This is a genomic window from Mucilaginibacter sp. P4_E8 (assembly GCF_056401495.1).
Window position 1 is genome coordinate 1 of sequence record NZ_JBFUJG010000095.1, and the last position, 20614, is coordinate 20614.

The following is a 20614-nucleotide window of genomic DNA, read 5'->3' on the forward strand; positions in this document are numbered from 1 at the left end:
GGTAACCGTGTTAGCTATTCCGCCAGAATAGATGAGCAGCATATAATCCTTGTTTTTATTTTCCTGGTAGCAGGCTTTATCCGCCATTATCCTCACCGTTGCTTTGGGTAATGAATCATTATTAACCGACAAAACGATCCCTTTTACCTCGGGCTTTGGCAGATTAACCATATTTTGTGAGCCATTAGCAAACACAACCTTTGCAGTATAGGTCTTCCCTTCCTGTGGCATTAGGTAAAAATACCCCATACCCAAATGGGTCGACGCGAAAGTAGCGGCCTCCTGATTATCATTGTCAGCTATTACACCCTTTACATTGATGCCCAGTCCTCCTGCTCCGATTGCCTTAAACGCTATTTTCGACCGGATGCCCACCACCAGCGTTCCTCCTTCGGGAAAAAACTGGATATCTGGTTTTGCCTTTGCCGTGACGGCCACGGTACTGCGCACAGGCACTTTAATGTCTTTTGGCGACACGATTGAGATGGACTGGTCAAAATAACTGCCGTCGCCATCATTCCGCATCCATTGCGTATAGGCCCTTACCCGGTAACTGCCTTGGGGCAATGAATCGGGCAGAGCAAAATCGCCCCAGGCCATACCATCCTTTAACTGCAGTTTAACGGATTGGTTTATTTTATTAGCGGCATTGATCAGATCGACATGCAATACCCCACTAAGATCAGACAGCTGATGCGCAGCACCAAGTGTTACATAGGCTTTAAAGTAAATAGTATCGCCGGCGGTATAATAAGGCTTGTCAAAATGCAGGTAAGCTTTTTCAACAACATGCTTTTCATTAAAATCCTGCACTTGCGAAACTATATTCTTTGATACAGGAGCCTCATCATTCCCGCCGCCGACTGGTGCGGTCTCATAATCAGATGGTAATAGCTCAGCTGTACGGCTTTTGCCCCATGCTCCCTCAAATGTTACACTATTGGGATTTACTACGGCACCATTACTGTCAAAAAAGGTAAAAAGCTGACTAAAACTCAATACTGTTACTTCCCTGTTGGTAGGATTATTTAAATTATTAAGTTATCCGTTTTTGGGGAAATGATGACTTTTATTGTAAGTGATATGCAGCGCATCACTATCGCAGCCAAATGCGAAGATGTTTGGCTGTGCAGTTGAGCTTATAAATTCTTCGGGCTTTAATGACCAGTGCATTAACGTTCGGTATGTTTTGGGCAGTTTGGCTTTTTTGGCCCATACATACACAGAATCATTATAATTCTTATTCCCGGTTGCTAATTTTCTGTACAGGGCCATCTTCTCATTTATTACATTATCGGGCGGCCGCTTCGGGTTTATTGCATTAGCATACTGGAGTACCCTGAAACCTTCCGCATCCAGCCGGTTACCAATTGCCGAGCGCAAAAAATGCATCATGGAACCTTCATATACCTGCAGTCGCAATTTTTGCCAGCGCTGTTGTTGCTGGGGCGTGCCTTTCATCTCTTCAAACAAAACGGAGCCATCAAAATGCACTTTTTGCGCATCTTTATTCCGGCTATCCTTTATGAAATTGTTTAACAGGTATTTTATCCGGTACCCCAATGCCTGGTTTTCAATCTCCAAAAAATCATATGACGAAGCAGTAAGCGTACTGTTAGCTTCGTCATATGCCATATCAAGCACCTGGGGGTTGAGTATTTTACACTCGCTGGCTAAGGGCGATTGCCCCAAAAACGCCTCCTTAAACCACTGATAATTTCTTTGGCGGTTAGGGTCGTTTTTAAATTTTATTTTAACCTCCTGCAGTGCTATGGTTTTGGGCGATATATAAATATCTGGCAAGCTGATATTATTATTACTGATAATGATGGTTTGGCTGTATTTTTCGAACCCTATGATAGATATCACCAGATCATACTTGCCAGGTCTGGCATGTGATAGTATAAAAGTGCCTTCATTAGTTGTTTTAGTACCAACCGAGGCATTACTCAAAAATATACTGGCATTGGCTACCGGTTTTTTATCTGACTCACTTAAAACCCTGCCCGTAATGGTTGATTGTGCCAGACCGCAAAGGGGCCATAATAATATGATATAAAGTATAACTTTTTTAATCACGGCCTTATTTGGAGGATGTAATTGGCATAAACTAATATAGTATTAAAATAGAAAACCAATATGCAGGTATAATAATATATTTAAATAGCCTGCAATGTTCCCGATTCCTTAATTTAAGTATGTTTGTTCCCTGTGTTTAATCTTGTAACTGCGATGGCAATAATAAAATCACTACTCATCTTTATACTGGCCGGGCTTTTTGAAATTGGTGGAGGTTACCTGGTATGGCAATGGCTTAAAGAAGGCAAACCTTTATGGTATGGTTTATTGGGTGGCGTAATACTTGCCTTATATGGTGTTGTAGCTACCTGGCAAACGGCCAATTTCGGCAGGGTGTATGCCACCTATGGGGGTATATTTATTGTGCTTGCTTTGCTATGGGCCTGGAAAGTAGACGGCTTTAAACCCGATCGCTATGACATCATCGGCGCGGTTATAGCCTTAATTGGTGCCTGTATTATTATTTACATGCCCCGGAACTCATAAGGAATAAGACTTTAAGTAGATTAAAAAGTGAGAAGCGGTTCATTTGGCTAAAGCCAGTTAGCAATCTCTTAAACCGTCCCCATAAATGGGACGGCAATGAATTTTTATAATCATTTTAGGGTATTTCTCACTGGGGTAATGATTTTTTATAACCATTTTAGTGTTTTGTCATTGCCGTTGGCTTTAGCCAACGGGCAAAAATGAACAAGCAGTGGCTTTAGCCAAATTGGTACACACGCCCCGCGCCCCCGGCAACAAAAACCTGTTACACTGCCTTTTTCACAGCGATCACAATACCGGTTGCCCAGCATTGTTTGGTGAGCACCAGGTCGGTTCGTTGTTCTAATACCTCTACCAGTTTAATGGCTTTTTCGTGGTGGCCTTCGGGCCAGTTGGGCTGGGGCAGCATATCATCAATAATGTACAGGCCACCGGGGTTAAGCATGGCTATGGCCTCATCCAACAGTAAATATTTACCATGCCAGGTATCAGCAAAAATATAGTCGAACTTTAGGTGTTTGTTTTGCTCAAACCAATCGGCGCCATCTATACAAACCAATTCCAGGCGTTTATCATTCCCTAAAAATTGTTGGGCAATAACTAAAAACCTGTCATCATTATCAATGGAGATCAGGGTTGATGCCGTGTCCATCCCCTCCAGGATCCAGGAAGTAGATAGACCGGTTCCTGTACCCAGTTCTAAAAACTTACACGCAGGTTTTGTTACAGCCAGCGTTTTGAGTAAAGAACAGGTTAAAGCATCTGATGCCATTGTAAAACCCGATTCGATAGTAGCTTTATCAATATCCCAATAAGCTTTGGGATATGCCTGATTTATTTCCTGATTCATTTATACTGTGATTTGAGCTTGGTTTATTTTGAGAATAATATTTTAAACCTTACAAGTATAATTAAATAAAACACAATATAAAACAAACCAGGTAATATTTTATACCAAATACCGAATTGGTATTTAGAATTAAAAATATATAAAATGAACTTTACTTTTAACTGTTATTCATCTAACCATACCACTTTTTGCTCGCTCTGGTGGGGCTTGCCAATAATATCGCCATACAGTTCTGGTTTCCGGGCCTTGATGTAGCGGTATCCACCAGCCAGCTTCAATTTATCCTCGCTTACTTCGGCAACGGCTATTTCATTCTCAAGCGATGTGCATTCGGCTATAACATCGCCATAAGGATCAATCACCATGGAGCAGCCATTTTTCAGCTGATCATCGTCCATGCCTATAGGGTTTGCAAAAACAGCGTATATGGCGTTATCATAAGCACGGGCGGGCAACCACTTCATAAGCCAGCTTCGCCCTTTAAGGCCGTCAAATTCTGCACGTAGCAGTTGCCGGTTGTTTTCCTTATCAAACCATAGTTGCGGATCAACAAAACCTGCTCCTGGGCGCGTTGATGGGGTACACATGGTTACATGTGGCATAAAAACAATATCGGCGCCCAGTAATTTGGTTGCCCTCACATTTTCAATAATGTTATTATCATAACAGATCAGGATGCCGCATTTCCACCCCAACAAATCAAATACCGTATAACTATTACCGGGTGTTAAATGCGGATTTATAAATGGATGGAGCTTACGGTGTTTGGCAACCAGTCCGTTTTTATCAACACAGATATAGGCTTTAAAAAGATTTCCCTGCTCATCCTTTTCAAATAACCCGGCCAATATGGCTACGTTAAATTCACGGGCGTGCGCGGTTAGTTCTATTACACTCGGCCCATTCGGTATAAACTCGGCAATGTCCAACATTTGCTGCTTGTTAAGATACCTTGCAAAGGTGTAGCCGGTAACGGAGCATTCATGAAAAGCAATAGCATCAGCCCCTTGCCGAGCCGCTTTTTGGGCTAAATTTTTGATGACCGACAAGTTATAAGCTTTGTCGCCACTTTTATTTTCAAACTGTGCTGTCGCGATTTTGAGGTTTTTCATGTGCTTAAAGATTGTGATAGTAAAGCTATTATTTTTAATGCAGAAATGACGTGTTAAGGTATAATCGCCCCGAATCTATGATTGACTATTAAAATAGTTAAATACCGTTTATTGAGTATATTTAAACGGGTATTGTATCAGCATAAAGAAATAATCAAAACAATACCTTTAAATAATATGACGCGAATTTACGCCCTGATCTGCTTATTAATAACTGGCCTTGGTGCTAAGGCTCAAATGCAAAACAACCGGGTTTCATTAGCCGATGCCTCGTTTAATAAGTATTTTTTCCAAAATCACAAACCGCATGTACATGGCAAAATAATCAATGCTACAAAAGATGAACTTGCTGGTCTAAATATCACTTATACGCTGGTTACTCCGTTTTCTAATCTTCAGTCTTCACGTGTGGCTGCTATAAATAGTGATGGCAGTTTTGATTTATCGCTCGACTACCCTTTTCCTTACCAGCAGATTTGGTTTGACCTTAAAGATTATTTTTATGCCGGCTTATATGCCAATAAGGATTTGAACCTTGAGCTCGACTTTGCCAAACTAAAGCAAGGGCGGGTGGATTTTGTTGGAAACGGAGTAACCTACAGCGGAACTGACGGCGCTATGAACCTGTGGATGAATAAACAAGTTTGCTTCAAAACACCAGTTCGGATTGATATAGATAGCAGGATACATCTTTTGAACCCTCATGATGCAGATTATTTTAAACAACTAAGCGCCCTGTTTGCAGAACAAAAAGCACTAAATGATGAATTTATACATTTAAACCCTTCTTCATATGCCTGGATGCCTGAAAACGAGCGTTTATCTGAATATTATGGTGATGTACTTTCGGCCGCTATATCATTAAAAAAAGAACCTGCGGACTGGGAAAATATCAAATTGCATAAAAGCTACCTCGTATCCAATTCGGGCAGTATTTTTAATACCCATTTGTATGAATATTTCAGATATGTAAAATCAAACATAAATTTCCGGAATTACCATGTACAGGATGAAACACACAAACTGGATAGTGTGTTTGGACAACCATACGCAGATGTACTTAAACTAAAAATGCACGACGAAAATATACAAGTATATAATCAAATGCTTGCTGAGCTGCTTCCAACTATAAAAACACCATGGTGCAAAACAGTGTTGGAAAAAGAGTACAAAGTAACAACGGAACGATTAAGGCAGGTGAATCACATCCTCAGGGAAAGTAAACCACTTGATACCGATTCAGTTTTGGGAGAGCCCATGGGTCAACTTTCTTTTGGCGCTAAATTATCCACAGTAAGCAATATGGAACCCGAAGAGTTTCTGCATAAGCTGAAGAATAAATTTAACGGCAAGGCCATTATCCTTGATTTTTGGGCTACCTGGTGTGCTCCTTGTTTAATTGAAATGCCTTATAGCCACAAACTGCATGACCAGGCTACAGACCTTCCTGTGGAATTTGTTTACATCTGTACCAGCCAAGGCTCTAATATTGATGTTTGGAAAACCAAAATTGCAGAGCTTAAACAACCCGGGATCCATTTATTTATAGATGAAATACTGGTGAAAAAAATAATGACCATGTTTGATAAAAGTGGTTTCCCAAGTTATGTATGTTTAGACCAGTCCGGGCAGGTTCAAACCGGGGTGATAAGTCGTATGTCGATAGCTCGTTTAGATGATATAAAAAAGCTGACCGGTAACAAGTAAAATTACGCTTAACCATTTATACTATTTTATTGACTTAGGGTGTGGTCGTTTCACTCCTCTCCCCAAAAAAAGTAACAATCGTGTTATTATCCCTGCAATTTGTCATATTGCTTATAACTTTCCGTTGATATAGCAAAAAGCAATATTTTTGTTTACCAGTAGCATAGTATCTGTACGGCTTTAGCATTGCTCAAATTTATCCGGTTTGTAAAAAAATGTTAAAACGTATATGGGTGCCATATGCAACAACCCTAAATGTTTATATTAGCCCCGTTAGCTGCTTTATATTAATGATATCAAGAAAACTTTTACTCGTAATTTCCCTGTTGCTCTCTTTTAGTTTTGCCGCTTTGGCGCAGCAGGATAGCATACCTTTAAATACACTTATTCAAAAAACTGCCAAGTTTCAAAGCAGTTATCCTATTGAAAAAGTTTACCTGCATTTAGATAAGCCTTATTATGCCCTGGGCGATACCATATGGTTTAAAGCTTATGTAACTGTCGAAAAGCACCAGCCATCGGGATTAAGCGGGGTAGTTTATGTTGATGTTATTAACAATCAGGATTCTATAATGGAAAGCTTGCGGCTGCCGGTTAAAAATGGCTTTTCCAATGGCAATATCATCCTCGCGGGCGATACCTATAAACAAGGCAGCTACCGCATCAGGGCCTATACCAACTGGATGCGTAATTTTGATTCCGATTATTTTTATGACCGTACCATTAACGTAGGTAATGCTATTGATAACCAGGTTAACACGTTTATAACTTATAAAAGTTCCAATAAAAAAGGCACCGTAAAAGTTGATGCTGATATTCTTTATAAGGATCCGGCTAATAACCCTTATGCCAATAAAAGGGTAAGCTGGCAGCTAATGCGTAATGGCGATGCTTTAAGTAAAGGCAGCGGCCGTACCGATGATAAAGGACATGTAATTGTTGATATACCAGAAAATGACGCCGCCACCATAACGTCGGGTTCATTGGTAACCGGGCTTGACATGGGCGAACGTAAAACAGTTACCAACTCGTTTTCGTTAAGAGCAGCGATAACTGCCTATGATGTTCAGTTTTTTCCCGAAAGCGGGCAGCTAACCAATGGCATCCGTTCAAAAATTGCTTTTAAAGCCATCGATTCCAAAGGTTTGGGTGTTGATGTTAAAGGCTCTATAGTTGACGATCAGGGCACCGTTATGGCCAGTTTAACCACATCACACTTAGGGATGGGCGTATTTGCCTTAACACCCGAAACCGGCAAGGCATATACGGCCAATGTTACTTTCCCTAATGGTTCGCAGGCAACCTATAAACTACCGCGGGTACAGGCCATGGGCATAAACCTGGCAGTATTTAGCCCCGATACTGCAAACCTGACCGTTAAAATATCGGCCAATGAGTTGTTTCTTCAACGAAAACAAAACAAAAGTTTTTACCTGGTGGCGCAAAGCGGCGGCGTTGTGTATTATGCCGCTCAAACGGTGTTACAAAACCTGGTTTATACTGCAAATATCCCCAAAAGCAAATTCCCAACGGGTATTGTACAGCTTACCCTGTTTTCATCAGGTGGTTATGCCCTTTGCGAACGTGTAATATTTGTGCAGCATAATGATGCATTAAACCTTACCTTAAAAACTGACAAGCCTTCCTATACAACCAGGCAAGGTGTTAAAATATCTGTTTCGGCAAAAAACAATACAGCTCCTGTTGTGGGCAGTTTTTCTGTAGCGGTATTGGATGATACCAGTGTTCCGACTGATGAAAATGCCGAATCGACCATTTTAAGTAACCTGCTGCTTACATCAGACCTGAAAGGGTATATTGAAAAACCAAACTACTATTTTAACAAACCCGACCAGGAAAAGCTCGACAACCTGGATATCCTGATGCTTACCCAGGGTTACCGCCGTTTCTCGTACGAGGATATATTGGCCGATAAAAATCCCCCCATTTACATTGCGCCTGAGCAAGGCATTGAAGTATCGGGGATATTAAGAACCAATACCGGACTACCGGTAGGCAAAGCCAGCATCCGCCTGCTCATCCCGGACAGGAATTATTCGGCCGAAGCAATAACCGATCTCTCAGGAAACTTTAAGTTTAGTAATGTGGTGGTGATGGATACCTCAAAAATAACCCTGAGTGCCCGCAATAATGTGAACAGTAAAAACCTGGTGATAAACGTTAATGGCGAGCTGTACCAGAAAATAACCAAAAACCCTAACCAGCCCGATGAAATTGTAAACATTGACAGTGCTATGCGCCCCTATCTTGACAATAGCCGCAAGCAGTATCAAAATTCCCGCGTGCTTAAAGAGGTGGTTATCAAATCAACCAAGTTTGAAAAGAAGCCAAGTCATAATGATTTTGGAACATTTGCAGGTTTACCCGGTCAGGCCGATCATGAAATATCCGGCGACCAACTTAAGGACTGCCCATTGTTAATAAACTGTTTAAGTACCATGGCCTTTGGCTTAACTTACGTTGATAATAACTTTTACATCACTCGTGATTATAATGCCGGCAAAAAAATACCTGTGCAGGTATATGTGGGCAGTATGCCGGTTGATGTTAACTTTTTATCAACCATTACTGGTCCCGAAGTAGCATCTGTTGAGATATTTTTAAAGGATGGTGTAAGCGGTATTAACCGCATGAACCAAACAAATGGTGTACTGATCATTAATAAAAAGGTAATTAAAAAAGAAAGAATAACCAGGGCCCAGTTAGAAGCCCTTATTCCGAAGCAAAACGTGGTAACCTTTCCTATACAGGGTTACAATAAGGCCAAAGAGTTTTACTCGCCTAAATATGATATTAACAAAAACAGTGCTATCGGGGCCGATTTGCGTAATACCATTTACTGGAACCCTAAAATAATAACCGATAAGAACGGTGTAGCCTCATTTAGCTTTTTTAACAGCGATGCCCGCGGCTCGTACCGTGCAATAATTGAGGGCCTTGATGCCGAAGGTAACCTGGGCAGGCAGGTGATGCATTTTGTTGTAAAGTAATGTTGTACAATAAAAGAGGAATTATTTTCTTATTTTTATTAAACACATAAACTTATCATTATGAACCCTTCCCTGATTAATTGGGCTGCTGTTGTGGTAGCCGCGCTTTCTTCTTTTTTAGTTGGTGGTATCTGGTATTCGCCTGCGCTGTTTGCCAATGCCTGGGTTGCCGACAATAAATTGAATGTTGATGATCTTAAAGCCTCAAGTAAATTACGCTCTTTTGGGATGACGGGCCTATTCTCTCTTATTATGGCAGCAAACCTGGCCGCCTTTTTAGCCGAGCCCAAAACCGACCTGGCCTGGGGCGCAACTGCAGGTTTCCTTGCAGGCATCTGGACGTTTAGCGCCATAGCTATAATGAGCTTATTTGAACTTAAAAGCTGGCGTTTGATATTTATAAATGGTGGCTACAGTGTAGTTTCGCTAACCCTCATGGGGGCTATTCTTGGTTTGTGGAGGTAAGCAATGTCAAGTCATCCTGAACTTGTTTAAATATTAATAATATCCCTTACACCCGGTGATGATCGGCCCGCCAGTTTTTAATAGCTTTTTTAATTTCATCAGACGATAGGTTTTCGGCCAGGGTACGTGTAGTAAGTGGTATCAGCTCATCGTCGGGAGCAAAACGCAGGGCCGTTATCTGTGCTATAGTAAGCTTGCTATCCAAAGGCTGGCGGGTAAGTATAAAATATCGTAACCCTTCTTCGGCGCGAATAGCCCTGTCCTGTGCTTTTAACGGGAAGCTGCGCATATACCAGAATATCTGGAAACCACAAATAAAAAGCAGCAATATTAAAAATGCTCCCATAAAATTGGCTGTTTGCCACTGCTTTATAACATTTACTATAGATGCTGCAAAACCAGCTAAAAGAAGCAAGCTTAATAAAAAATGATAGCCCGATGCATACCGCTTGTGATTGGTGAAATTTTGCCCTGTCATGGTTAGGTTTTTCAGGCAATATAACACTAAAATGTTACTCAAACGGCATGTCAATATTACAATCGGGTTATATTATTTGTAAACAATGCGGGCATATTTGAGTTGAAATTTATAACAACAACTACTATTATGGCTAATACATTTGAAAAAACTTTTAACCTGGGCGGCGACTATACCATAAACCGGCTGGGCTACGGCGCTATGCGCATTACAGGCAAGGGCATTTGGGGTCCGCCAAAAGACAAGGACGAGTGCATCCGCGTGTTAAAACGAGCGGTTGAACTGGGCGTTAACTTTATTGATACGGCCGATAGCTACGGCCCCAATGTATCTGAAGAGTTAATTGCCGAGGCCCTTGCCCCCTATCCTGCCGACCTGGTAATTGGAACAAAGGGCGGTTTGCTACGTACCGGGCCGGATGTGTGGCCTGTTGATTCATCGCCCGGTCATTTGAAAGAGGCGCTGGAGGGTAGCTTAAAACGCTTAAAACTGGACCGTATTGATCTGTACCAACTGCACCGCATTGACCCTAAGGTACCTGCCGAAAAATCATTTGAATTTTTACAAAAAGCACAACAGGAAGGCAAGATCAAACACATTGGCTTATCAGAAGTAAGCGTAGCAGAGATTAAAAAGGCACAGGAATTTTTCGAGGTGGTATCGGTACAAAATATGTACAGCGTTGATAACCGCAAATGGGAGGCCGAACTGGAATATACCCGCGAACACAACATTGCCTTTATACCATGGTACCCCTTAGGTGGTGGTAATGTACAGGGCGAGCAAATATTGCAAGGTGTAGCCGATAAATACAATGCTACTATACATCAGATAGCTTTAAGCTGGCTGCTGCACCATTCGTCAAATATTTTGTTGATCCCGGGGACATCAAGTGTTGATCACCTGGAAGAAAACATGAAAACCGCTGATATAGCATTAACAGAAAATGATATGCAGGAGCTGGAAGCCCTAAACCTGGCGTAAATTATCAGATCTATTATGCAAAAATAAAAGGATGTCATTATGTTTATGGCATCCTTTTATTTTGGATGCAAGAGCGCCTATAAACAGGTAAGAAACATGAAAAGCAAAGAAGAGATCCTGAATAGTTACTATACTACGGGCAGGGATGGCATGCCCGAAATATCTGCCGAAGACCTTTTAAACGCTATGGAAGCTTACAAGAACCAAATTGCCGAAGATGCGTTTAATGCCGCCCGCAAGCTAAATGATAATGGTTATGAGTTTGCCACCTATGCCGATTATGTAAATCATACTGTCCTGATTGCCCAAAAAGAGCAGGAAAACCATAACGAACTCGACGAATCTATAACGCTGGTGGCTGATAGCATTTTACCCAACTTTTTACCCGGCGACAATTCAGTAAAAGAGCTATCCTTTGATTTTACCATGCAGGGTAAAGGCTATACGGCTTTTTATATTAAAGACAGCACAGGGTACTGGCAGTTGAACAGTTGGCAGTAAACATTTTTCAACGTCATTGCCGTCGCTCGGCTCCAGCCGAGTGACGGCAGGGGCATCTTCTTTTTAAATTCCCTCCCCACGGGAGGGGTGCGGATGAAGCGTGTTGTGGCAGGGAGGGGTTTATACAAGCGATACAAACTTGCAATGCTTACTAAACCCCTACCTCCCCTTCCCCAAGGAAGGAATCGCACTGCCCTCATCTTTCTTTGTAATTCTTTCAGACACCTGTAGTCAGGAGCCGAGTGACGGCGGGAGAAGTAAATTACTTCCTACTTCAAATCGCTTGCTGCAAACTAAACATCCGCCACTTTAAACGGCTTTACATCAACCGATTCCCATATCTTTTGGATGATATAAGGTTCGCTTTTTTCCCAGGCTTCCAGTCCCTCTTCGGTTTCAAACTGAAGTATCATTACAGAGCCTATCATATTGCCCTGATCGTTCAGTAGAGCTCCGCCTAATACATAGTTCCCGCTTTGTTTCAGGGCCTTCGCGCCATCTAAATGGTGCGGGCGCACGTTCATGCGGCGTTGTAGTGCTTCAGCGTCTGTATAATCATATCCGGTAACAAGATATTGTTTCATTTTATAAAATTTAAATAGCTATTTAACCAACAGGTGATTGGTTTTTCTGTTTGAGTTGGAATCTTATAAAGCTATAAATTTTTAATGTTTGTAAAAATGTTAATGCAAACCATCTAAAAAGTAATATTTTTTCAATTAAAAATTAATTTTATAACTGTAAACTTGACAATTTTTACAATATTTGCTTCCCAAATAAATATAACCTGTAATAATGAAGCATAATTTACACCAGGAATTTAACAAGCTTTACAACAAAGAGGCCGACAACGCTTATTTTTCACCCGGGCGCGTAAACCTTATTGGCGAACATATTGACTATAACGGCGGGTTGGTTATGCCCTGCGCCATTACTTTTGGCACTTATCTTTTAACATCTCCTAATGAGGATGGTGTGTTTCGTTTCAGCAGTTTGAATTTTACTGAAAAACATGAGATACCATTGCAGCAGCATTATGAAAAAGAAGGCAATGGCTGGTTTAATTTTCCTCTTGGTGTAATTGCTCATTTTTTAAAAGATGGGCACCAGCTTAAAGGTTTGGATATGCTTTATTATGGCGATATACCTATCAGCTCGGGCTTGTCATCATCAGCCTCTATCGAGGTGGTTACAGCATATGCACTGAACGATATTTTTAATGGTGGTTATAGCAAGCTTGATTTGGTGAAGCTGTCAAAATCTGTAGAAAATAACTTTATAGGTGTAAATTCAGGCATAATGGACCAGTTTGCCGTTACCTTCGGCGAAAAGAACAAGGCCCTGATGCTCAACTGCGATACACTGGACTATCAGGCGGTTGACAGTAACCTTGGCGACTACGTACTGGCTATCATCAACACCAACAAACCCCGCAAACTGGCCGAATCAAAATATAATGAACGTGTGCAGGAGTGCCGTGAAGCGTTAACAGCGTTACAAAAAGAGCTGAATATCAATCACCTGTGCGATATTGACGCCGATACCTTTAAAAAATATGAACACCTGATAACTAACCCCGTAGTATTAAAACGGGCCAAACACGTGATTGAAGAAAACGACCGTGTAAAACTGGCTGCGGCGGCATTGGCAAATAATGATCTGGCTGAATTTGGCAAATTAATGTACGCCTCCCATGATTCGCTGCGCGACTTATACGAAGTAAGCGGCATTGAGCTGGATGCCGTTGCCGAATACAGCAAAACCAACCCTAACGTTGCCGGCGCCCGCATGACCGGAGCTGGTTTTGGCGGTTGCGCCATAGCTTTGGTTAAAGGCGATGCCTTTGATGATTACAGCAAGGGTGTAACCGAATATTATACCAATAAGATAGGTTATGCCCCATCGGTTTACAGCTCATTAATTGGCAATGGTGTGGGTTTGTTAAGGGTAGCAGTAAATTAAGCGATTAATCAATACTTTTGCGCAATAAAGTCCATGGTTTATTGCCCAAGGACCATGAACTATAAAGATGCGCAAATTAAAGTTAGATGAGCTGAACCGGGCTTCGGTTGATGAATTTAAGGCACAGGATAAATTGCCGGTTGTGGTAGTACTTGATAATGTGCGCAGTATGCATAATATTGGTGCTATTTTTCGTACTTCGGATGGTTTTGCAGTTGAGCAGATATGCCTTTGTGGTATAACAGCCCAGCCCCCGCACCGCGAAATTGAGAAGACCGCTCTCGGCGCTACCCAATCTGTTAACTGGAGCTATTTTGAAACCCCTTTACAAGCTGTTGAACAATTGCGTAAAGATGGCTACCGCATCATAGCGGTTGAACAGGCCGAAAACAGCACCATGCTCAACGAGTTTACCCCCATCGAAAACGAAAAATATGCCTTGATATTTGGCAACGAGGTAAACGGTGTAAGCGACGAAGTAATGCAAAATATTGATGCCTGCATCGAGATCCCCCAGTTTGGCACCAAACACTCTTTTAACATTGTAGTATCGGCAGGGATAGTTCTTTGGGACTTTTTTGCAAAGCTGGCTATGTAAGGCGGGTAACTTGCTATTCACGGCTGCCTTAGATTTACGAAGTTTAACTCAAAGATATTTGTTTTTATGGGTTCGTTGAGGGCTTCGCCGTTTAAAAACTTCATAAATCTTCACACTACAATTTCAGGAATTGGTACTCAAATTTTTATTATTAAATTAGCTATACCATTTCCTATAAACCTCTATGAACGCCCTCGCTAAAAAACTGCAAATAAAACCCAATTCGCGCTGGCTGCTTTATAACGCGCCTGCAAATTATCCGGATAGTTTAACTCCCCTGCCTGACGGTGTCGAAGTGGTGTTTAATACCAGTGGTGATTTTGACGGTGTTCAATTATTTGTTACCAACAGTATCCAACTGATATCAGATCTTAAGATCATTGTTCCGCTATTAAAGGAGGACACTGTTTTTTGGATCATCTACCCTAAAAAAAATTCAGGCATTGATACTGATCTTGAAATGATGAGTAGTTGGGATAGCCCTACGCAACATGGCCTCCGTCCGGTGTCTTCGGCTGCTGTTAACGAGATCTGGACAGCCCTGCGGTTTCGCCCTATTGGGCAGAGCAAACTTTCTGATGGCCGTAAAGACGCAGTTAGAAACAATGAATACGGCGAATATATTGATGTGGACAATAAAATAATAACGCTGCCCGATTATGTAAAAACGGTCCTTGAGCAGCAACCCGCTGCTTTGGCATGGTTTCAGCAACTGGCCTACAGTAATAAAAAGGAGTACCTGTTATGGATACTCACTGCCAAACAGGATAAAACCCGCCAGGATCGTTTAACCAAAATGGTTGCCATGCTGCTGGATAGAAAGAAAAATCCTTCGGATAAGTAAAACAACAAGTACAGTTTGTCATGCTGAACGCAGTGAAGCATCTATTCGCCAACTTGCATAGTTCGTTAATAGATCCTTCGCTGCGTTCAGGATGACAAAATGAAAAAGCTTTTACGCCAGATTCCTGCCGGCGTTAACAATACCGTAAACGGTTCTGATCACCAGCTTATCATAGATCTCGGTCAATTCGCTATCGTTGCTGTTATTTAAGCGTTGTAAGGCATAATGCTGAATAATTACCAATGGTAATACTATCTTTTCGCGGATGGCTATAGAGCGGCGCTCAACCGGGTATTCTTCCATCAGCACACCGCTTCCGGTTAGGTCAAGCAGCATCTCGCGGGTAAGCTCAAATTCGTCTTTAAGCATTTTCCAGAACTCACCAAATTTTTTATCCTTTTCCAGGTAAGCGGTAACTCTGAAATCTGATTTAGACATAGACATCATACAGTTATCCAGCATCGTTTTAAAGAAACCTGATGTTCTGTATAGTTCTTTTATTTCCAGCCAGTTGCCGTCGTCCTTCATTTTTTTCAAGGCAGTACCCACACCGTAAAAACCGGGGATACTTTGTTTAAGCTGGCTCCAGGAAGTTACAAAGCTAATGGCCCGCAGGTCCTCCAGTTTTAGCGGCGCACCGGCGTTACGCTTAGTTGGCCGGCTGCTGATATTGATACGCGACAACAATTTAAGCGGACTGAATTTTTCCAGATATTCCACAAATAAAGGATGCGCGCGCAGGGCCATGAATATTTTATAGCTTTCATCGGCCATTTCTGATATCAGGGCTTTATGCCTGTTGTCCAGCAAATCGTTATGGTTAGGGTGTAGGGCAGATATGATGCCCGCGTTGATCAGTTGCTCCATATTAAACCGGGCTGTTTCAACCGAGCCATATTGCGAGCTTACGGTTTGCCCTTGTATGGTAAGCTGAATATGATCATTAGCTATCTCGTTACCCATTGAAGCATAAAAACGGTGTGTTTTACCACCGCCGCGTGCCGGGGGGCCTCCCCTGCCATCAAAAAATGCCAGGCTCACACCATATTTTCGCGCCATGGAAGTTAACTCAACCTTAGCTTTATATATAGACCAGTTGGCCATCAGGTAACCACCATCTTTAGTACTGTCAGAAAAACCTAACATGATAGTTTGCCTGTTGCCGCGCTTTTTTAAATGCTCTGCATAGTATGGATGGGTATATAACTGCTCCATGATCTCGTCGGCACGCGACAGATCGTTCACGGTTTCAAATAGCGGCATAAAGTCAACACTCAGGTTGTCTTTTTTCCATCCGCTCCATAAAAACAGGTCGATAAGCTGCAATATATCAGATGCCTGCTGGCAGTTGCTGATGATAAAACGCTGGCAGGCTTTTTCACCATTACTTTGCTGAATTTCCCGCATCAGTCTGATGGTATCCAGTGTATCACGGGTCATATCATCAGCATCTTCGGGACAATGAAAATCGGCCTCTGTAAAAGTGATGCTCTTTAGTTTATCCTCTTCGGACAAAGCCGCATAGCCTTTAACTATACCCGTTTTAATATTTTTTACGCTGAAATCAAATACGCTGCGCAACACACGGCTATCCTGCCTGATATCCAGCGTGGCAAAATAGCAGCCAAACAAACGCACCTTTTGTATCAGGTCTTCTACAATATCAACAAACAAGCTGTCATGATCAGTCACAATGGTTTGTTTGATAGATTGCAGCAGGCTCAATAATTCGCCCTGTAGGTTTTTAGGATCGTGCTGTTCGTTGGCATTTTTGTATATCAGCTTCTCCAGCTTGGCCATAGCCTTTTCAACCCCCCTGAAAGTTATGCGGCGTTTAAGCACCCTGAAATCGCGGTAATAACACCTGAACAGGCGTTGCCTTAAAAAGCTGGCAACATCTTTAGTAGTTTGCGTGTTTACATTAGGATTGCCATCCCTATCGCCTCCCGGCCAAAATCCAAGTTCAAGTACCTGATTAGATGCATCAATATCAAACTCTTCAACGAGTTTTGATTGTATGCCAGATACTGCATGGTAAAATATATTCTCCAGGAACCATGATAAGCTGATAGCTTCATCAACCGGTGTTGGTGATGTTTTATTGAAGAAAGGCGTTTTACCTAATTGCTGCAGCAATACATCAATATTGTTAATATCGTTAACCTTTACCGCCTCAATCAGATCAGTCATAATGCCCAGCACTGTACCAGGATAAAACTGGGTTGGGTGCGCGGTAAGCACCAGCCTTAACGAAAAATCCTTTAATTTTTCGCTGATCTTGTTACGGGTTTCATCGCTTATGGTAGCTTGCTGCAACAGGCTTTGCAGTGTACCTGAATCATCAAACTTACCTATTTTATTAAAAGAGGAATCTTCAATAGCATCAAATAAAACCACCTGCCTTTCAATATACTGTATAAACCTGAACATCCGGTTTATCTGTTCGCGGTGATCAATATCCGGTACGTACTTTTTAAAGAAGGTTTCTATAATATCGGTAGGCGATGCCTGTTTAATGGCTCCTTTTTCGCAATGTGAACTAAAAAATGGCAGTAAAATACCAGTATCCTTTACCTGGTAAAAGGGTAATGTTTGAAATAAACTGTTATATAACTCAAACCGGGTCACAACTTCATTATTGAAAGTTGTTTCTCTTTGACTGAGTTTTTGGGTTAATGACATAGTTTAAATAATTGAGGTAAAAATTGATGGGTACAGGCTATTGCACAATACCGGGGTGAATTTAATTATCTAAAATTAAATTTCGGCAAAAAATGATTAATTAATAAGATTATTATGTTATTAATGCCATAATTATTAAAATAAAGCTTAAATATTTAATTTTTGTAAATTTGCAATTCAATTTCGGCTCAAAAAAAACATATAATGAAACCACCGGGAGCATAGCTAAAAAAAAGAATTTTATAACTTGCTCATGATTGCTTCACAGCCGATAAAAAACGAATAATTACTTTGATGAATATTAATACCAGGGAGATAAAAAGCTTTTTTTACAGCCAGTATTTTTCTGACGGTTTGCGTATATCAGCAGGTATACTACTGCCATCATTGGTATTGTTGGAGTTTAACCTGTTTGAACTGGGGCTTACCCTGTCATTAGGTGCGCTTTGTATATGCGTAATTGATAACCCCGGTCCTGTAACTCACAAACGCAACTCCATGGGGGTGGGTAATTTATGCCTTTTTGTAGTGGCTGCCATTACCGGTTTTGCCCGGCTTAATATTTTTACCCTGGGCCTGGAGATCACGGCATTTTCGTTTCTTTTTTCCATGTTCACGGTATATGGCAACCGGGCGGCATCGGTAGGCACATCATCGTTGCTCATCATGATATTTATGATGGATAAGGCCTTGCCAGCCAGTGGTGTGCTTGCTTACAGCGCTACCATTTTAGCAGGTGGTGTATGGTACATGATTTTCAGTCTGGTGTTTTTTGGGATAAGACCTTACCGGGCGGCGCAACAAACGCTTGGCGAGAGCGTAAGCGACATTGCCAAATTTTTAAGGATCAAAGCCGACTTTTATATACCCGAAAAAGACATTGACGAAAATTACCGCAAGCTGGTATCACAACAGATACAGGTAAGTCAGCACCAGGATGCCGTACGCGAAATGGTGTTTAAAAGCAGGCTATTGGTTAGGRAATCAACCGGGGCCAGCCGTTTATTGGTGCTTACCTTTGTTGACCTTGTTGATATGTACGAACAGATCATGGCCACACACTATGATTACAGCCATATACGCGAAAAATATGAGGGCACAGGAATCCTGAATGAAATTGCCCGCATACTGCACCACATGGCCGATGAGCTGGATGATATAGCTTATATCGTGTTATCAAACACCCGGCACAGGCATATGAAGGATTTTAACGTTGAGCTGGAAAAGCTGAAGTTAAAAATTGATGACATTGATAAAAATAACCAGGAGACCAGCAATCTTGTACTAAAAAAAATACTTATTAACCTGCGCACACTAAGCGAAAGCATTAATAATATATATAATTATTACAATTCCAAAGCGGCACTCAAATCAACCGAAGTACGTGGTGATGTGGAATACTCGCAGTTTGTGACCCACCAGGATTATGCACCGCATATTTTTTTTGATAACTTAACTTTAGGTTCAAGCGCCTTTAAGCATGCTTTAAGAGTAGCGCTGGTTTGCTTAATAGGTTTTATCACCGCCAAAACAGTGGCACAGGGGCACCATAGCTATTGGGTACTGTTAACTATTATTGTAATATTAAAACCCGGTTTCAGCCTTTCAAAACAACGCAATTACCAAAGGCTTATTGGCACTATTGGCGGCGGGGCAATTGGTATAATGATATTAAGCTTTATACCAAATACAACTGCCCAGTTTATTTTTTTAATGGTATTCATGATAGGCGCCTATAGTTTTCAGCGGTTAAACTATGTGGTAAGCGTAATTTTCATGACACCATACGTGCTCATCCTGTTCAAGTTTTTGGGTGTAGGCTTGTTAAATGTGGCTCAGGAACGCATACTGGATACCCTGATAGGCTCATCAATAGCACTTATAGCCAGTTATATTATATTTCCAACCTGGGAGTTTGAGCAAATTCAGGAAACCCTGCGCGATGTGATTGTTGCCAACATCAATTACCTGGTAACCATTGCCGAAAGCTTATCGGGCAAAACAACCGACACTACAAGGTACAAACTGGCCCGTAAAGAGGTGTACGTAAAATCGGCCAACTTATCGGCTACATTTGAGCGAATGACATCTGAACCCAAAAGCAAACAGCGCAAAATAAAAGAAGTGCACAAGTTTGTGGTGCTTAATCATATCCTGTCGTCGTACATAGCTAATATAGCCTCGGGATTGATTAAAAGAGAAACACAGCAACTCCATCCTGAAGCGTTAAAACTGGTAAAGAAAAGTATATCGGTATTAAATGAAATCAACAAAAAACTTCATGGGGAGAGCATTGAATTTAACATAGGCAAATCCATTATCAATATTGATGCAGAAAAAGCTGAACCATCGGCAGAGGATAATTTGCTGAAAGAACAGCTGGGATTTATTAATAAGATCAGTTACGATATAGCAAAAGTTACCGATAATATTTTACAGTGATCTGCTATAAAATGTAATTACAGTTAACTATGGGCACTAACTGCACGTTTGCTGATATGTGTACTGCCGGTTTTTGCTTTTTTAGCATTATTACAGTTCTTTTTAATGCTGTGCCCTGCATCGTTTTTTAAACACACCTTGGCGTTTTTTACATCTTTTGTACTTTTTACATCTTTACTATTTAAGCAAAGGGAAGTAAAAAATAGCCCACCGGTAACCGCTAATAAAGTAAATGTTTTCATGTTAAGTGATATGTAGTACTAAGACTGTATGAAACTGAAAAACGTTACAGATGAATACAAAAAAGTTATTTTCGCATATTTTTCAAGCAGCTATCCGGGCCTTTACCTCATTAATTTCCACAAAAAAAGTCAGTGACCTCGCGTTACTGACTTTTTTAATTAACTATTAAC

General features: G+C 41.3%; 18 protein-coding genes. 10 read left to right on the forward strand and 8 right to left on the reverse strand.

Annotated features, from left to right (window positions below; all coding sequences use genetic code 11):
* Both AC1DRQ_RS23020 and AC1DRQ_RS23025 read right to left on the reverse strand, forming a co-directional pair.
* Positions 1-999, reverse strand: a 999-nt coding sequence (locus tag AC1DRQ_RS23020; protein ID WP_477427212.1) for an MG2 domain-containing protein, incomplete at its 3' end; no start/stop codon positions are given.
* Between the two features lie 42 nt (positions 1000-1041).
* Entirely contained in the window at positions 1042-2079 is a 1038-nt protein-coding gene (locus tag AC1DRQ_RS23025) for a carboxypeptidase-like regulatory domain-containing protein (protein WP_477427214.1), read from the reverse strand.
* Positions 2080-2232: 153 nt separating this feature from the next.
* Between AC1DRQ_RS23025 and AC1DRQ_RS23030 the strand changes: the two genes are divergently transcribed.
* On the forward strand, positions 2233-2565 hold the full coding sequence (locus AC1DRQ_RS23030) for a YnfA family protein (protein WP_477427216.1): 333 nt from the start codon (positions 2233-2235) through the stop codon (positions 2563-2565).
* Positions 2566-2830: 265 nt separating this feature from the next.
* Here AC1DRQ_RS23030 and AC1DRQ_RS23035 read toward each other — a convergent pair whose 3' ends face one another.
* Positions 2831-3415 (reverse strand): O-methyltransferase, encoded by a 585-nt coding sequence (locus AC1DRQ_RS23035; protein ID WP_477427218.1) that lies wholly within the window; start codon positions 3413-3415, stop codon positions 2831-2833.
* 164 nt (positions 3416-3579) lie between these two features.
* Positions 3580-4527 carry a nitrilase family protein gene (locus tag AC1DRQ_RS23040; RefSeq protein WP_477427220.1) on the reverse strand — a complete coding sequence of 316 codons (948 nt, stop codon included), beginning with the start codon at positions 4525-4527 and terminating at the stop codon, positions 3580-3582.
* Between the two features lie 177 nt (positions 4528-4704).
* Between AC1DRQ_RS23040 and AC1DRQ_RS23045 the strand changes: the two genes are divergently transcribed.
* The 3 genes from AC1DRQ_RS23045 to AC1DRQ_RS23055 all read left to right on the forward strand — a co-directional run bounded on the left by AC1DRQ_RS23045 (position 4705) and on the right by AC1DRQ_RS23055 (position 9710).
* A complete protein-coding gene (locus AC1DRQ_RS23045) occupies positions 4705-6234 on the forward strand; it encodes a TlpA family protein disulfide reductase (RefSeq protein WP_477427221.1) in 1530 nt (509 codons plus the stop codon).
* 290 nt (positions 6235-6524) lie between these two features.
* Entirely contained in the window at positions 6525-9245 is a 2721-nt protein-coding gene (locus tag AC1DRQ_RS23050; RefSeq protein ID WP_477427223.1) for a carboxypeptidase regulatory-like domain-containing protein, read from the forward strand.
* A gap of 60 nt (positions 9246-9305) precedes the next feature.
* Positions 9306-9710, forward strand: a complete 405-nt coding sequence (locus AC1DRQ_RS23055) for a DUF1761 domain-containing protein (RefSeq protein ID WP_429396120.1) — start codon at positions 9306-9308, stop codon at positions 9708-9710.
* Between the two features lie 46 nt (positions 9711-9756).
* Here the strand turns inward: AC1DRQ_RS23055 and AC1DRQ_RS23060 are convergent, their stop codons facing one another.
* Positions 9757-10188, reverse strand: a complete 432-nt coding sequence (locus AC1DRQ_RS23060) for a DUF6526 family protein (protein ID WP_429396117.1) — start codon at positions 10186-10188, stop codon at positions 9757-9759.
* Between the two features lie 129 nt (positions 10189-10317).
* On the opposite strand from AC1DRQ_RS23060, the gene AC1DRQ_RS23065 reads away from it, so the two are divergent.
* On the forward strand, positions 10318-11172 hold the full coding sequence (locus AC1DRQ_RS23065) for an aldo/keto reductase (RefSeq protein ID WP_477427225.1): 855 nt from the start codon (positions 10318-10320) through the stop codon (positions 11170-11172).
* Positions 11173-11268: 96 nt separating this feature from the next.
* Positions 11269-11673 carry a hypothetical protein gene (locus AC1DRQ_RS23070; RefSeq protein ID WP_477427227.1) on the forward strand — a complete coding sequence of 135 codons (405 nt, stop codon included), beginning with the start codon at positions 11269-11271 and terminating at the stop codon, positions 11671-11673.
* A gap of 293 nt (positions 11674-11966) precedes the next feature.
* Here AC1DRQ_RS23070 and AC1DRQ_RS23075 read toward each other — a convergent pair whose 3' ends face one another.
* The gene (locus tag AC1DRQ_RS23075; protein WP_477427229.1) at positions 11967-12257 is read right to left on the reverse strand and encodes a YciI family protein; all 291 of its coding nucleotides are present in this window, start codon (positions 12255-12257) and stop codon (positions 11967-11969) included.
* A gap of 211 nt (positions 12258-12468) precedes the next feature.
* Here AC1DRQ_RS23075 and AC1DRQ_RS23080 point away from each other — a divergent pair, with 211 nt between their 5' ends.
* The 3 genes from AC1DRQ_RS23080 (at position 12469) to AC1DRQ_RS23090 (ending at position 15077) form a co-directional block, all read left to right on the forward strand.
* Positions 12469-13635 (forward strand): galactokinase, encoded by a 1167-nt coding sequence (locus AC1DRQ_RS23080; protein ID WP_477427231.1) that lies wholly within the window; start codon positions 12469-12471, stop codon positions 13633-13635.
* Between the two features lie 67 nt (positions 13636-13702).
* Positions 13703-14233, forward strand: coding sequence for an RNA methyltransferase (locus AC1DRQ_RS23085; protein ID WP_429396104.1), 531 nt, complete (start codon positions 13703-13705; stop codon positions 14231-14233).
* Between the two features lie 184 nt (positions 14234-14417).
* Complete coding sequence (locus AC1DRQ_RS23090) at positions 14418-15077, forward strand: YdeI/OmpD-associated family protein (protein WP_477427233.1); 660 nt, start codon at positions 14418-14420, stop codon at positions 15075-15077.
* Positions 15078-15188: 111 nt separating this feature from the next.
* On the opposite strand, the gene AC1DRQ_RS23095 is transcribed toward AC1DRQ_RS23090, so the two are convergent.
* A complete protein-coding gene (locus AC1DRQ_RS23095; RefSeq protein ID WP_429396098.1) occupies positions 15189-17759 on the reverse strand; it encodes a phosphoenolpyruvate carboxylase in 2571 nt (856 codons plus the stop codon).
* 294 nt (positions 17760-18053) lie between these two features.
* On the opposite strand from AC1DRQ_RS23095, the gene AC1DRQ_RS23100 reads away from it, so the two are divergent.
* Positions 18054-20201 carry an FUSC family membrane protein gene (locus AC1DRQ_RS23100; protein ID WP_477427235.1) on the forward strand — a complete coding sequence of 716 codons (2148 nt, stop codon included), beginning with the start codon at positions 18054-18056 and terminating at the stop codon, positions 20199-20201.
* 23 nt (positions 20202-20224) lie between these two features.
* Here AC1DRQ_RS23100 and AC1DRQ_RS23105 read toward each other — a convergent pair whose 3' ends face one another.
* Positions 20225-20443 (reverse strand): hypothetical protein, encoded by a 219-nt coding sequence (locus AC1DRQ_RS23105; RefSeq protein WP_477427237.1) that lies wholly within the window; start codon positions 20441-20443, stop codon positions 20225-20227.
* Between the last annotated feature and the right edge of the window lie 171 nt (positions 20444-20614).